The organism is Pseudomonas sp. TYF_14, from assembly GCF_043105275.1.
Classification (GTDB): Bacteria; Pseudomonadota; Gammaproteobacteria; order Pseudomonadales; family Pseudomonadaceae; genus Aquipseudomonas; species Aquipseudomonas alloputida.
Genome location: NZ_JBICLK010000073.1, coordinates 30,057 through 43,300, shown reverse-complemented (window position 1 = coordinate 43,300; position 13,244 = coordinate 30,057). Strand labels below are relative to the sequence as shown.

Annotated in this window: 14 protein-coding genes; 6 read left to right on the top strand and 8 right to left on the bottom strand. The window is 61.6% G+C overall.

Going from position 1 to position 13,244, the window contains the following annotated elements; all coding sequences use genetic code 11:
- Positions 1–25 precede the first annotated feature (25 nt).
- Together ACF8O8_RS19455 and ACF8O8_RS19450 are read left to right on the top strand one after the other, a co-directional pair.
- The gene (locus ACF8O8_RS19455) at positions 26–367 is read left to right on the top strand and encodes a zinc ribbon domain-containing protein YjdM (protein ID WP_010951939.1); all 342 of its coding nucleotides are present in this window, start codon (positions 26–28) and stop codon (positions 365–367) included.
- 84 nt (positions 368–451) lie between these two features.
- Positions 452–697, top strand: coding sequence for a hypothetical protein (locus ACF8O8_RS19450; RefSeq protein ID WP_010951938.1), 246 nt, complete (start codon positions 452–454; stop codon positions 695–697).
- A 26-nt stretch (positions 698–723) separates the two neighbouring features.
- Here the strand turns inward: ACF8O8_RS19450 and ACF8O8_RS19445 are convergent, their stop codons facing one another.
- The 5 genes from ACF8O8_RS19445 to ACF8O8_RS19425 form a co-directional block, all read right to left on the bottom strand.
- The gene (locus ACF8O8_RS19445; RefSeq protein WP_003247482.1) at positions 724–1,341 is read right to left on the bottom strand and encodes an FKBP-type peptidyl-prolyl cis-trans isomerase; all 618 of its coding nucleotides are present in this window, start codon (positions 1,339–1,341) and stop codon (positions 724–726) included.
- Between the two features lie 85 nt (positions 1,342–1,426).
- Positions 1,427–1,732 (bottom strand): DUF6482 family protein, encoded by a 306-nt coding sequence (locus ACF8O8_RS19440; protein ID WP_014589631.1) that lies wholly within the window; start codon positions 1,730–1,732, stop codon positions 1,427–1,429.
- Positions 1,733–1,892: 160 nt separating this feature from the next.
- Entirely contained in the window at positions 1,893–2,381 is a 489-nt protein-coding gene (locus tag ACF8O8_RS19435) for a TIGR00645 family protein (protein WP_003247486.1), read from the bottom strand.
- Positions 2,382–2,570: 189 nt separating this feature from the next.
- Positions 2,571–2,909: a hypothetical protein gene (locus ACF8O8_RS19430; protein WP_010951936.1), complete on the bottom strand. Its 339-nt coding sequence runs from the start codon at positions 2,907–2,909 to the stop codon at positions 2,571–2,573.
- 162 nt (positions 2,910–3,071) lie between these two features.
- Positions 3,072–5,510 carry a Lon protease family protein gene (locus ACF8O8_RS19425; protein WP_004575710.1) on the bottom strand — a complete coding sequence of 813 codons (2,439 nt, stop codon included), beginning with the start codon at positions 5,508–5,510 and terminating at the stop codon, positions 3,072–3,074.
- Positions 5,511–5,760: 250 nt separating this feature from the next.
- On the opposite strand from ACF8O8_RS19425, the gene ACF8O8_RS19420 reads away from it, so the two are divergent.
- The 4 genes from ACF8O8_RS19420 to ACF8O8_RS19405 all read left to right on the top strand — a co-directional run bounded on the left by ACF8O8_RS19420 (position 5,761) and on the right by ACF8O8_RS19405 (position 9,197).
- Positions 5,761–6,249 (top strand): DUF3015 domain-containing protein, encoded by a 489-nt coding sequence (locus ACF8O8_RS19420; protein ID WP_003247492.1) that lies wholly within the window; start codon positions 5,761–5,763, stop codon positions 6,247–6,249.
- Between the two features lie 71 nt (positions 6,250–6,320).
- Positions 6,321–8,174 carry a DUF4105 domain-containing protein gene (locus ACF8O8_RS19415; RefSeq protein ID WP_049586363.1) on the top strand — a complete coding sequence of 618 codons (1,854 nt, stop codon included), beginning with the start codon at positions 6,321–6,323 and terminating at the stop codon, positions 8,172–8,174.
- A gap of 101 nt (positions 8,175–8,275) precedes the next feature.
- Positions 8,276–8,632, top strand: a complete 357-nt coding sequence (locus tag ACF8O8_RS19410; protein WP_176685629.1) for a hypothetical protein — start codon at positions 8,276–8,278, stop codon at positions 8,630–8,632.
- 67 nt (positions 8,633–8,699) lie between these two features.
- Complete coding sequence (locus tag ACF8O8_RS19405) at positions 8,700–9,197, top strand: GreA/GreB family elongation factor (protein WP_010951933.1); 498 nt, start codon at positions 8,700–8,702, stop codon at positions 9,195–9,197.
- 59 nt (positions 9,198–9,256) lie between these two features.
- Here ACF8O8_RS19405 and gdhA read toward each other — a convergent pair whose 3' ends face one another.
- The 3 genes from gdhA to ACF8O8_RS19390 form a co-directional block, all read right to left on the bottom strand.
- Positions 9,257–10,597 carry an NADP-specific glutamate dehydrogenase gene (gene gdhA / locus ACF8O8_RS19400; RefSeq protein WP_003247498.1) on the bottom strand — a complete coding sequence of 447 codons (1,341 nt, stop codon included), beginning with the start codon at positions 10,595–10,597 and terminating at the stop codon, positions 9,257–9,259.
- A 221-nt stretch (positions 10,598–10,818) separates the two neighbouring features.
- On the bottom strand, positions 10,819–12,486 hold the full coding sequence (gene ettA, locus ACF8O8_RS19395; RefSeq protein ID WP_010951931.1) for an energy-dependent translational throttle protein EttA: 1,668 nt from the start codon (positions 12,484–12,486) through the stop codon (positions 10,819–10,821).
- Between the two features lie 303 nt (positions 12,487–12,789).
- Positions 12,790–13,194: a hypothetical protein gene (locus ACF8O8_RS19390; protein ID WP_017148090.1), complete on the bottom strand. Its 405-nt coding sequence runs from the start codon at positions 13,192–13,194 to the stop codon at positions 12,790–12,792.
- Between the last annotated feature and the right edge of the window lie 50 nt (positions 13,195–13,244).

Genomic DNA, 13,244 nt, shown 5'->3' with positions numbered 1-13,244 from the left:
CCGTCTGTTTGTTTGAGGAACCGAAGTGAGCACTCTGCCACCCTGCCCGAAATGCAACTCCGAATACACCTATGAGGATGGCACTCAGCTGATCTGCCCTGAATGCGCCCACGAGTGGTCGGCCAGCGGCGATGCCGAGGCGGCCAGCGACGATGTGGTGAAAAAGGACTCGGTCGGCAACATCCTGCAAGACGGTGACACCGTCACCGTGATCAAGGACCTCAAGGTCAAGGGTTCGTCCCTGGTGGTCAAGGTTGGCACCAAGGTCAAGAACATCCGCCTGTGCGACGGCGACCACGACATCGACTGCAAAATCGACGGCATCGGCGCCATGAAGCTGAAGTCCGAGTTCGTCCGCAAAGTCTGATCAGGCAAAAAACCGCCAATTGGCGCTTGCTATTCTGGTAATAAGAATTATTCTCATTGGAATTGCTGTCCAAGGAGAATAGCCATGACTTATCTGATCGACGCCTGGCTGGAACGCCCTCACCCCTACCTGCGCATTCTTCATCGGGAAACCGGCGAAGTGTGCGCGGTGCTTGAAGAAGAAGCCCTCGACGAACTGCGTGACCAGGGTGACCTGGACATGAGCGGGCTGAATTCGAGTGAACCGGGGGTGCTCAAGGAACTGGTACGGAATCTGTTTCTGTTCTGCTATGCGCGGGCGTTGCGCCCTGGGGGGACAGACTGGAATTGAGGCCGGCAGGGCCGGCCTCCAGGGCATTACAGAACGTCGAGCAGCTCGACGTCGAACACCAGAACGCTGTGCGGCGGGATGCTGCCAACGCCTTGGGCGCCGTAAGCCAGCTCGCTTGGCACGTACAGGCGCCATTTGCTGCCAGCGTTCATCAGCTGCAGGGCTTCGGTCCAGCCAGCGATCACGCCGCCTACCGGGAATTCAGCCGGCTGGCCACGCTCGTAGGAGCTGTCGAACACAGTGCCGTCGATCAGGGTGCCGTGGTAGTGCGTACGCACGTTGTCTTCGCGGGTCGGCTTGGCGCCTTCACCAGCGGTCAGCACTTCGAACTGCAGGCCCGAAGCCAGCGTGGTGATGCCTTCACGCTTGGCGTTCTCGACCAGGAACTCCTTGCCAGCAGCAGCAGCGGCTTCGGCCTTGGCTGCAGCTTCGGCTTGCATCACCTCGCGGATGACCTTGAAGCTGGCCGACAGGTCGGCTTCGCTGACGCGGCTGTCGGCACCGTTGAAGGCGTCGGTCAGGCCGGCCAGGATGGCTTCCAGGCTAACGCCTGGTGGCGGGTTGTCGCGCAGCTGGCCACCCAGCTGACGGCCGATACCGTAGCTGACGCGCGTTTCGTCGGTAGACAGGTTGAGTTCGGACATTGTCGTGCTCCACTGCAGGGCGCAATGCAGCCGCGCCCTTGATAAAAAGGGCGAGCAGCCTAGCACACTGGGGCGCTGCGAGCAGCTACCAGGCCGAACGCTGGGAAATCGGCACCTTCAGGTCTTCTTCCGGGTGCGTACCCATGCCGCACATTTCGTCCTGCACCGACCAGTGCACCAGGTTCATCGAGACCATGGGGATGGTTTGCAGCAACTTGCGCGCATCCTCCACCGAGTGCACGCGCAAGCGTTCACCACGGGTATCGGACAGGGGGTGAGGATGGCCTTTGACCCGGGCCTCGAGCAGGTAGTCACCGCCTTCGATGGCGATCAGGTTCAGTTCGTCGACATGGCCAGCCCTGGCCTCGGTATTGAGCTGATGCAGGTTCATGAGAGCACCTCGCGATGGGAACCACGCATGAGAGCTCATTTTTTGTACAGGAAGGGAGAATGCGCAAGGCATGACTGACGCCACTCGTCAGTTGAGCCTCGATATCTGTGGGAGCGGGCATGCCCGCCCCCACAGGAGTTGCAGTGAAGCCTGGGGGGACTCAGTGCTTGGTCAGCTTGTCCAGGTAGCCCATGCAGAACGCCGAGACCACGAAGGTCATGTGGATGATCACGTACCACATCAGGTAATCGGTGGAGATGTTCTGCGCATCCATGAACACCCGCAGCAGGTGAATGGAGGAAATCGCCACGATCGACGCGGCAACCTTCATCTTCAGCGACGAGGAGTCCATCTTGCCCAGCCAGTTGAGCTTTTCCTTGCTTTCATCGATGTCCAGTTGCGAGACGAAGTTCTCGTAGCCGGAAATCATCACCATCACCAGCAGGCCACCAACCAGCGACATGTCGATCAGTGACAGGATCACCAGGATCAGGTCAGCTTCGCTCAACGCAAAGACATTGGGCAGGACGTGGACCACTTCCTGGAAAAATTTCAGCGCCAGGGCCAGCAGGCCGAGGGACAAGCCGAAGTAGATCGGTGCGAGCAGCCAGCGCGAGGCATACATCGCGTTTTCGAGGATACGTTCCATGAAGTTCAGGACTCATCAGGTGACTAAAAAAGCGACGGCGAGTATAGCCAGCCACCTGTTACAGCAAAAGCCCGGGGGCTGCTCCGCAGCCTGATCGCGACACAAGGCCACACTCCCACAGCAAGCCGATGCTGTACCTGTGGGAGCGGCCTTGTGTCGCGATGGGCCGCAAAGCGGCCCCGGCATTCTTCAGGTCTCAGGATGAAACTGGTAATCCCCCAGGTTGCGACACCGCTCACCATTGATCCGCCGCAACTGCGCCTGCAAATGCAGACACCAGATCTGCGGGTCATCGGCCACCTGATAACCATGCATGGTCAGGCTGTCGACGATGGCATTGAGCACCGATTCGGCCACCAGTGGCCCATGAAACGGGCCCTGCGCCTTGATCGCGGAGGGTTGTTCACCGGCCATGCCGGCGGCGAACAGCAACGTCCACATGCCGTTGTCACCGGCCAGCGGGCGGATGCTGCATTCGATACGGGTCACCAGGCCCAGGCACTGGCGTGTGAGGCTGAGGTTGCGCATGGCCGCGTCCCCTCCAATGAGCCTTGTTCAGCCCGAAACCCTCAGGCTGTTTCCATCCTGAACGCTGTACCGTCCTTAAGTTCCAGCATAGAGGAACAGTACAGAAAGATGGAAAACTGGCGCTGAACGGTAGCACATCGCCGCCAGCGCCAGTTTATTGACTCAGGCCGGTTTGGCCTGGGCAATCACCTCTTCCAGGCGTTCCTTTTCTGCCTTCTCGATGTCTTCCTCACTGATCATCTCGGCAATTTCACGCAGGCGCTCCACCACCCGGGCATTGACGCTGCCCTCGGTGAACAGCCCCTTGTCGTCGAGTACACCGGCCTCCTCGCCCACCAATAGGCTCAGCGCCTCATCAGCCTGGCTGACCGCGTAGACGTGGAACATGCCGTTCTCCACCGCCTGCAACACACGCTCGTCAAGCATCAGGGTGGCGACGTTGGCACGCGGAATGATCACCCCCTGCTCGCCGGTCAGGCCACGCGCCTCGCAGAGGCGGAAGAAGCCCTCGATCTTCTCGTTCACCCCACCCACCGCCTGCACTTCACCGAACTGGTTGATGGAACCTGTAATGGCGAAGCACTGCTTGAGCGGCGTGCGCGACAAGGCCGAGATCAGCGTGCAGGCTTCGCCCAGCGAGGCGCTGTCGCCGTCCACGTAGCCGTAGGACTGCTCCAGGGCGATGCTCGCGGAGATCGCCAGCGGGAACTCCTGGGCATAGCGGCTGCCCAGGTAACCGGTGAGGATCATCACCCCTTTGGAGTGGATCGGCTGGCCAAGGTTGACCTCACGCTCGATATCGACAATACCGCTGCCGCCGGGGTAGACGGTGGCCGAAATACGCGCGGGCATGCCGAACGCCGAGTCACCCACTTCAAGCACGGTCAGCCCGTTGCACTTGCCGATGGCCGCGCCCTCCGTGTCGATCAGGATGATGCCGGCGAGCATGTCGTCCAGCACCCGTTGCGACACACGGCCGGTACGGGTGGCCTTGGCCTTCAGCGCACGCTCGATGTGGCCTGCGTCGGTCATTTCGTCACTGGCCAGCTGGCGAATGAAATCAGCCTCGCTGACCAGCTGGAACAGGTCACCGATACGCGCTGACAGGCGCGACTGGTTTTCGGCCAGACGAGCACTGTAGGTGGCCAGACGCGCTACCGCGTCACTGGTCAGCGGCGCCATGCCCTCTTCGTTGGTGCGGGTGCGCAACAGCTGGGCGAACTGCTCCAGGTTCTCGTCGACCATCGGCATGTCTTCATCGAAGTCCACCAGCACGCGGAACATCTCCTGGAAGTCCGGGTCGTGGTCCTGTAGTGCGTAGTACAGCTGGCGCGAGCCGATGATCACCAGCTTGACGTTCAGCGGAATCACCTGCGGCTGCAGGCTGACAGTGGCAACACGGCCCAGCTCACCGATCGGCGACTCCATCTTCAGCTTGCGCGACTGCAACGCACGCTTGAGCGCGTCCCATACGAACGGCTCACCCAGCATTTTCTCGGCTTCCAGAATCAGGAAGCCGCCGTTGGCACGGTGCAGCGCGCCTGGGCGCAGTTGGCGATAGGAGGTATACAGCGCACCTTGGTCGGTGCTGTATTCGATACGGCCAAACAAATTGTCATAGGTCGGGTGCGGCTCGAACACCACCGGCGCCCCACCGTCAGCGTGATGGCCCACCACCAGGCTGGGCGCGTACTGCTCTTCGAGCAGCTTGCGGGCCACGGCGTCGGACTTGCTGTCATCGACCAGTTGCTCGACCAGCGTACGCAACAGGTTCAACTGCACCGATTGCAGGTAGGCGCACACCGCCGCGTTTTCGGCGTACTTTTCCGACAGCGGCGCCAGCAACGGCTGCAGTGCCAGGGTGATGGTTTCTTCGTTGAGCTGGCGCAGCTGGTTGTTCGATTCGCGCTTCCATTGCGGCAGGCTGGCCAGCTCTTCGTTGAGGCGCTCCTCAAGCAGGGCAATGTCCTCGTGGAATTGCTCGCGCACCTCCTCCGGCAATTGGGCAAATTCAGCTTCATCCAGCGCCTTGCCATCAGCCATCGGCGTGAAGGCGACGTTGCTGGCATCGCGGTACAAGGCCACGTCCTTTTCCAGCGACGCGCGCTCGATCACATCCAGAGCACGGTCATAACGCTGGTTGAAAGCGCGGTCGATGGCGCCCTTCTTCTGCTGGTAGGACGGGTGTTCGAACACCGCCGGGAACGTCGACAGCAGGTTGTCGATCAATCCGCCCATGTCGCTGATGAACTCGGCGGCGCTTCCGGACGGCAGCTCCAGTGCACGTGGTTCACGGGTGTCGTCGAAGTGGTTGACGTAGACCCAGTCGGCCGGGGTCTGCTGGCGCTTGCCCTCGGCCTTGAGGTAGCGCTTGACGAACGAGAAGCGCCCGGTGCCGGGCTCGCCCATCACATACACATTGTAACCAGGACGCGGCATGGCCACGCCAAACTGCAGGGCCTCAACAGCACGTTCCTGGCCCAGAACTCCGCGAAACGGCTCCAGATCGTCGGTATGGGTAAAAGCAAACTGCTCGGGGGAGAAACGCCGGGTCAGGGCTTCAGGCGCAAGACGCAGGCGCGCAGCGACAGGATCGGGCATTGGGTTTCCTTACTTCGGCGGGGCAGATACGCAGCATTCTGGCGCTGCCCGCGCGCGCCTTGCAAGGCTCCACGGGACTTTATGTCGCAGCCGGTGCAGTCTTGTGACAGCAAATTTTTCGCAATCAACAACGCAACCTTTAGATCGTGCCTAAACTCCAAGCTGCGCGGGTGGGTGAAAAGCTTTCCCGACCTGGCAACCGAGTTGCCAGAAACCCTGACCCTTGGTTAAGACAAAGAGAACAAATGCTATGAAACGGATTCTTCTGGGTACTCTGTTCACCGTGGTCTCGCTGAACGCCATGGCCGAAGCGCCAGGCGGCCCGAACTGCGGCTGGGGCAACATGCTGTTCGAAGGCCAGCGCGGCACGCCGGCACACTTCCTGGCTTCTACCACCAACGGCACCTCCGGTAACGCCACCTTCGGCATGACCTCCGGCACCAACGGCTGCTCGACCAAGGCTTCGCTGACCTACGGCGGCAAGTCCTGGTTCGCCATGAACGGCATGATGAACGAGCTTTCCGAAGACATGGCCATGGGCCAGGGCGAAGCACTGACCACCTATGCCGTCGTTCTCGGCGTAGCACCGGAGGACCGCAGCTACTTCAACTCGGTCACCCACCAGCACTTCAACCAGATCTTCAGCAGCGCCGACGTCACTGCCGAAACTGTCCACAGCAACACCCTGGCCGTTCTGAAGAGCGACCCACGCCTGGCCAAATACGCTACCGAGGCCTAAGCACAGCTGCTCCCGCCCCACCCGGGGCGGGTTTCGCCTTTTTCGGCATCGTCAAGAAGTAGTTGCCCGATATGCTCAAACGCCTCGCTGCCCTGGCGCTGTGTGCCTGCGCCCCTGTTCATGCCGCCCCCATGCTGGATCCAGGCCGTCTCCAGCAATTGGCCAATACCCCCTACTGGCTCGCCATTGGACATTACGAAACCGCCAAGCTCGGCGGCTGGCGCAGCTATGTGGATGATGATGCGTTCTTCCTCGCCGAAGATGGCGCGCACCATCCGGACCAGGAACTCAAGGCTACGGTCGCTGCGCTGTATGCCCCGGCCAGCCTCGGTGACAAGCACGCCCAGTGCGTATTCCCCGCTCGCACCCGCTGGCTGCGCGAACAGCTCGACCTGCAAGACTTGCCACAACCGGACTGCCAGGAATTCAAGACCTGGTACCAGTCGATCGACCCGCACAGCGCCGCGTTGATCTTCCCGGCAGCCTACCTGAACAGCCCGTCGTCGATGTTCGGGCACACCCTGCTGCGCATCGACCAGTCCAACACCCGCAGCGACGACACCACGCTGCTGAGCTACGCCATCAACTTCGGTGCCTATATCGAAGGCAGCGACAACAGCATCCTGTACGCCTGGAAAGGCCTGATGGGCGGCTACCCGGGGCTGTTCGCGCTGATGCCCTACCAGGAAAAACTCTCCGAATACCGCAGCCTGGAAAACCGCGACCTGTGGGAATACCAGCTGGACCTGACCCCCGAAGAAACCGGACGTATGGTCGAGCATGTGTGGGAGCTGAAGCAGATCCAGTTCGACTACTTCTTCTTCGACGAAAACTGCTCGTATCGCCTGCTGGAGCTGCTGCAAGTGGCCCGGCCGAGCCTGGACCTGACGTCTCAGTTCCCGCTGACCGCCATTCCCACCGACACGGTGAAGGCCGTGAAGCAGTCCGGGCTGGTCGCCAGCGAAACTTACCGCCCCTCTCGCGAACGTGAATTGCTGGCCAGAGCCGAGCCACTCGACCACGACGAAAAGCGCCAGGTGCTGGCTGTAAGCGCCGACACTGCGCAATTGCAAAGCCCAGAATTCCAGGCCCTGCCTCGCGAACGCCAAGCGTTGGTGCAAGATGCCGCGTATCGCCTTGAGCGGTATCGGGCCAACGGCCAGGAACGCGACCCAGGGCAAGCCAAACGCAGCTTCGAGTTGCTGCGGGCGATCAACAGCAACCCGCCGCCGCCCCTGCAGATCGAGCGCCCCGGCCTGCCCGAAGATGGCCATGACTCGCGCACCTGGCAACTGGGCGTGGGCACCCGTGAAGACCGCGCCTACGCCGAATATGGCTTGCGCATGGCCTACCACGACCTGAATGACAACGCCTATGGCTTCCCGCTGGGCGCACAGATCGAAATCCTGCAATTGAAGCTGCGCCAGTATGAAGGCAACGATTGGCAGGTGCAGCGCCTGGACCTGGCCACCATCCGTTCACTGACACCCCGTAACGAGCTGCTCAAGCCTTGGTCATGGCAAGTGGCCGGCGGGCTGGAGCGGGTGCCGGGCAAGCATGATGACGAAGTGCTGGTGAGCCATGTGAATGGCGGCGCTGGCGGCACCTGGCAGCTGGCCGACGGTTTGCTGGGGTTTGCCTTGGGCACGGTGCGGGTCGAGCATCACAACGACTTCGCTCAGTTCATTGCCCCGGCAGCTGGCTTCAATGGCGGGCTGCTGTGGCGCAACGGGCTGGGCAACATGACGCTGGAGGCCAAGGGCGATTACTTCACCAACGGCGAAGTGCGGCGCAGTGTAAGCCTGAACCAGCAGTGGGAAATCAGCCAGAACCTTGGTCTTCGGTTGAGCGCCTCGCGTGAGTTCAGCCACCTGGCCACGGCACAGAACGAGGTGATGCTCGAGCTGAAGTGGTATCACTACTGACGTGAATTGTGGGAGCCATCCGACTCTTTGACACTGTTTTGACACCTACCCGACAAACCGCCACCTAGACTTCCCATCATCAACTGGAGGGTTTTGTGGCTATGTCGCGGTACTGGTTCGGCGTGTGCGTCGCGTTGTTGCTGTCAGGTTGCGAAACCACCCACGAGCAGATGGTCAACCACGGTTACCCTCCTGCCTATGCGGATGGCTTCCAGGACGGCTGCAGCAGTGGCCGCCAGGCGGCCGGGCTGATGGTGGGCAACTTTCGCAAAAACGTACCGCGCTACCTGCACGAGCGTCAGTACGAAACCGGCTGGGACGATGGCTTCCGCCAGTGTCACGCCATGCAGAACAGCGAAGAACAGCGCCAATACCACGAGCGCTTCTGGGACCAGCGCGACCGCGAGTGGGAGCAGGAAAAGGACCGCGGCGCTGCCAAGGCCTATCGCCACAATTGAGTCGCAAACGGACATTCCTTTAAACCGGCGGCCTGCCATGATGGTCTCATGCACAAGGAGGCCCTACATGAGCCGAGCATTCGTCAACGAAGACCAAGCAGCCGACCAGGCCGACCAGCCGGTCGAGCGGCGCATCAGCGAACAGCCCAACTATGTGACGGCCAGCGGCCTGCGCCAGTTGCAGACGCGGGTGGCCGAGCTGAATGCCTTGCGCAGCGAACTGCAGGCGCAGGGCGAACGGGGTGACAAACAACGGCTGGCCGATACCGAGCGGGATCTGCGCTACTTCAGCGCGCGGGTGCAAAGCGCCCAGGTGGTACCCGCGGCGACTTCCCATAGCAAGGTACAGATTGGTAGCCGGGTGCGGTTTGTCGACGCGCAGGACCAGGAGCAGGTGGTGCAGCTGGTGGGCGAGGATGAGGCGGATGCCGGGCACGGGTTGATCAACTGGGGTTCGCCATTGGGGCGGGCTTTGCTCGGGGCTGGGCCGGGGGATGAGGTGGTCTGGCGGCGGCCGGTGGGGGAACAGGTGATAGAGGTGGTTGAGATTCTGGGCGAGGGTTGAGGGCCCTGGGGCTGCTTTGCAGCCCATCGCGACGCAAAGCGGCCCCCTACGGTCTCAGATCAGACCACGCCCTGAGCCAGCATCGCATCGGCCACTTTCACGAAGCCCGCGATGTTCGCCCCCTTGACGTAGTTGATCCGGCCATCAGCCTCTTCACCGTAGTGCACGCATGCATGGTGAATCGACTGCATGATGTTGTGCAGCTTGCTGTCCACTTCACCGGCCGTCCACAGCAGGCGCATGGCGTTCTGCGACATTTCCAGGCCCGACACGGCTACGCCGCCCGCATTGGAGGCCTTGCCCGGGGCGTACAGAATGCCGGCGTCCAGGAAGATATCCACAGCCTCGAGGGTAGTCGGCATGTTGGCGCCTTCGGCCACACAGATACAGCCGTTACGCAGCAAGGTGCGGGCATCTTCGGCGCCCAGCTCGTTCTGGGTGGCGCATGGCAGGGCGATGTCGCACGGCAGGCTCCACGGGGTCTGGCCCTTGCGGAACTCCAGGCCGAATTGCCCGGCCAGCTCGCTGATACGTCCGCGCTTGACGTTTTTCAGCTCCATCAAGGCGTCCCACTGGGCGTCGGTCAGCCCGGCTTCTGCATACAAGGTACCTTCAGAGTCAGACAGCGAGATCACCTTGCCGCCCAGGTCCATGACCTTACGCGCAGCATACTGGGCGACGTTGCCCGAACCGGACACCGCCACGCGGCGGCCGTCGATACGCTTGTCCTGACGCTTGAGCATTTCTTCGGCGAAGTAAACGCAGCCATAGCCGGTGGCTTCCGGGCGGATCAGGCTGCCGCCATAGGTCATGCCCTTACCGGTCAACACCGAGGTGAACTGGTTGGCCAGGCGCTTGTACTGGCCGAACATGAAGCCGATTTCGCGGGCACCCACGCCGATGTCACCAGCCGGTACGTCGCAGTCAGCGCCGATGTGGCGATACAGCTCGCTCATGAACGCCTGGCAGAAGCGCATCACTTCGGCGTCGCTCTTGCCTTTCGGGTCAAAGTCCGAGCCGCCCTTGCCGCCGCCCATGGGCAGCGAGGTCAGCGAGTTCTTGAACACCTGCTCGAACGCCAGGAACTTCAGCACGCTTAGGTTCACCGACGGGTGGAAGCGCAGCCCGCCCTTGTACGGGCCAATGGCACTGCTCATCTGAATGCGGTAGCCGCGGTTGACCTGCACCTTGCCCTGGTCATCGACCCAAGAAACGCGGAAAAGTACGGCGCGCTCGGGCTCAACCATGCGCTCGAGGATGCCGGACTGCAGATAGTGGGGGTTGGCTTCAAGGAATGGCCACAGGGTGCGCAGCACCTCTTCCACCGCCTGGTGGAATTCCGGCTGGCCTGGGTCACGCTGCTTTAGGCGTGCAAGGAAATTGTCGACAGATTCGATCATGGTAGACATCTCACCAAGAGGATTGGACTTATTGGTTTTTTCAGGAATGTACCAAGAAGCAATCGCACCGGAATAGGGCGAAATGTCGTTTTTTTGAAATTATTTGGTGCGTTTTATGTAAGTGTATACAAAATACAGCTTCGCCTCGCCATTTATAGCGGTCCGCCAGGCACAAAAATGGGGCCACTTGGGGCCCCATTCTTGTGCATCAGAAAACCGGCTTACTGGGCCAGTTTCTTGTGCCGTACACGGTGCGGCTGGGCAGCAGCATCACCCAGACGCTTCTTGCGGTCGGCTTCGTACTCGGTGTAGTTACCTTCGAAGAACACCACGTTCGAGTCGTCTTCGTACGCCAGGATGTGGGTAGCCACACGGTCCAGGAACCAACGGTCGTGGGAAATCACGATCGCGGCGCCCGGGAAGTCCAGCAGGGCTTCTTCCAGCGAACGCAAGGTTTCGACGTCGAGGTCGTTGGACGGTTCGTCGAGCAGCAGAACGTTACCGCCTTCCTTCAGGGTCAGGGCCAGGTGCAGGCGGCCACGCTCACCACCGGACAGGTCCTTGACGAACTTCTGCTGATCGCCACCTTTGAAGTTGAAGCGGCCAACGTAGGTACGCGAAGGGATCTCGTAGTTGCCGATGCGGATCTGGTCGGAACCGTCGGAGATCTGCTGGAACACGGTCTTGGCGCCGTCCAGGTCCTCACGGCTCTGGTCAACACAGGCCAACTGTACGGTTTCACCGATCTCGATGCTGCCCGAGTCCGGTTGCTCCTTGCCCATCAACATGCGGAACAGGGTCGACTTACCGGCACCGTTACCACCGATCACGCCAACGATGGCACCTTTGGGCATGGAGAACGACAGGTTGTCGATCAGCACACGGTCGCCGTAGCCCTTGGTGACGTTCTTGAACTCGATGACCTTGTCACCCAGGCGCGGACCGGCCGGGATGTAGATTTCGTTGGTTTCGCTGCGCTTCTGGAATTCCTGCGACTGCATTTCTTCAAAGCGCTGCAGACGGGCCTTGGACTTGGACTGGCGGGCTTTGGCGCCTTTGCGCACCCACTCCAGTTCCTCTTTCATGGCCTTTTCGTGGGCGCTCTGCTGCTTGGATTCCTGCGCCAGACGCTCCGACTTGGCTTCCAGCCAGCCCGAGTAGTTGCCTTCGTACGGGATGCCGGCGCCGCGGTCCAGCTCCAGGATCCAGCCGGCGACGTTGTCGAGGAAGTAACGGTCGTGGGTAATGGCTACCACGGTGCCCGGGAAGTCGTGCAGGAAGCGCTCCAGCCAGGCCACCGAGTCGGCGTCCAGGTGGTTGGTCGGTTCGTCGAGCAGCAGCATGTCGGGTGCCGACAGCAGCAGGCGGCACAGGGCCACACGGCGTTTCTCACCACCGGACAGGTGTTCGATGCGCGCATCCCAGGCCGGCAGGCGCAGGGCGTCGGCAGCGACGTCCAGCTGGCGCTCCAGGTTGTGGCCATCGGCGGCCTGCAGGATGGCTTCCAGCTTGGCCTGCTCGGCGGCCAGCTTGTCGAAGTCGGCATCCGGCTCGGCGTAGGCCGCGTAGACCTCGTCCAGGCGGGCCTGGGCGTCCTTGATTACGCTGACCGCTTCCTCGACCACTTCACGCACGGTCTTGGTTGGGTCCAGTTGCGGTTCCTGTGGCAGGTAACCCACGTTGATGTCGGGCATCGGACGGGCTTCGCCGTCGAATTCCTTGTCGACGCCCGCCATGATCCGCAGCAGGGTCGATTTACCGGCGCCGTTCAGGCCAAGTACGCCAATCTTGGCGCCTGGGAAGAACGACAGGGAAATGTTCTTGAGAATTTCCCGCTTCGGCGGCACGACCTTGCTCAGCCGATGCATGGTGTAGACGTATTGAGCCAAAACCAAGCCCTCTAATCAGATAGGTAAAGACATCGCCGATCGCCCCGGCACGCGGTGGCCAGTGGGATGTGTTTACGGGGTGTCATTGAACAAAGTCGACCATTCTACGCCAACGCGCGGCGTTGCATAGGAGGGGCCGATGGTGGGGTGTGATCAGTGCGGTCACTGGGATGAATTCATTGCCTGTGCCGGCCTCTTCGCGGGCATGCCCGCTCCCACAGCGTCACCACAGAGTCTGAAGAATCCGCATTCCTGTGGGAGCGGGCGAGCCCGCGAAAGGGCCGGCACAGCAGCCGAAGAGGCTCAGACGTGACGCTGTTTGGCCTTGCCCCGCGGCAGGCGGCAACGGTCGCCCTGCTCGGCCAGGCGCGCGGCCCAGGCGGACTTCACGCTGAAGCCGCCGCTGCGGGCAGGTTGCTGCTCGGCCGCCTTGGCCGGTTTGCCAGGTGCAGGCGCAGTGCTGACCACCTTGGCTGCCGGCTTGGCCGCCGCCACTGCGACAGCCGGCTCTGCTGCCACCTTGGCGGTCTTGCGCAGTTCAGCCAGCGATGGGGCCTTGCTTTTTGCGGCAGCGGCCGCCTCAGGTTTGCCCAGCGAACGCTGGCAAGACTTGCAGGATACGTCCTCGGTCACGGCAGTGCTGACAAGGGTCTGACTGCTGCGCCCGCAGGCGGAATCGAGGCCATTGGAGGAAAAGTGAGTAACCAAAACCGAACATCTCCGATGCGTTGTCATGTGAAGCGGGCGCTATTCTCGCA

What these genes read in the sequence shown, in the direction of transcription:
- ACF8O8_RS19450 (WP_010951938.1), top strand. Translation starts at nt 452, where the DNA reads ATGACTTATCTGATCGACGCCTGGCTGGAACGCCCTCACCCCTACCTG.
- gdhA (WP_003247498.1), bottom strand. Translation starts at nt 10,597, where the DNA reads ATGATCGAATCTGTCGACAATTTCCTTGCACGCCTAAAGCAGCGTGAC.
- ACF8O8_RS19440 (WP_014589631.1), bottom strand. Translation starts at nt 1,732, where the DNA reads ATGAACCTGCATCAGCTCAATACCGAGGCCAGGGCTGGCCATGTCGAC.
- ACF8O8_RS19410 (WP_176685629.1), top strand. Translation starts at nt 8,276, where the DNA reads ATGTCGCGGTACTGGTTCGGCGTGTGCGTCGCGTTGTTGCTGTCAGGT.
- ACF8O8_RS19430 (WP_010951936.1), bottom strand. Translation starts at nt 2,909, where the DNA reads ATGCGCAACCTCAGCCTCACACGCCAGTGCCTGGGCCTGGTGACCCGT.
- ACF8O8_RS19445 (WP_003247482.1), bottom strand. Translation starts at nt 1,341, where the DNA reads ATGTCCGAACTCAACCTGTCTACCGACGAAACGCGCGTCAGCTACGGT.
- ACF8O8_RS19415 (WP_049586363.1), top strand. Translation starts at nt 6,321, where the DNA reads ATGCTCAAACGCCTCGCTGCCCTGGCGCTGTGTGCCTGCGCCCCTGTT.
- ACF8O8_RS19420 (WP_003247492.1), top strand. Translation starts at nt 5,761, where the DNA reads ATGAAACGGATTCTTCTGGGTACTCTGTTCACCGTGGTCTCGCTGAAC.
- ACF8O8_RS19405 (WP_010951933.1), top strand. Translation starts at nt 8,700, where the DNA reads ATGAGCCGAGCATTCGTCAACGAAGACCAAGCAGCCGACCAGGCCGAC.
- ACF8O8_RS19425 (WP_004575710.1), bottom strand. Translation starts at nt 5,510, where the DNA reads ATGCCCGATCCTGTCGCTGCGCGCCTGCGTCTTGCGCCTGAAGCCCTG.
- ACF8O8_RS19435 (WP_003247486.1), bottom strand. Translation starts at nt 2,381, where the DNA reads ATGGAACGTATCCTCGAAAACGCGATGTATGCCTCGCGCTGGCTGCTC.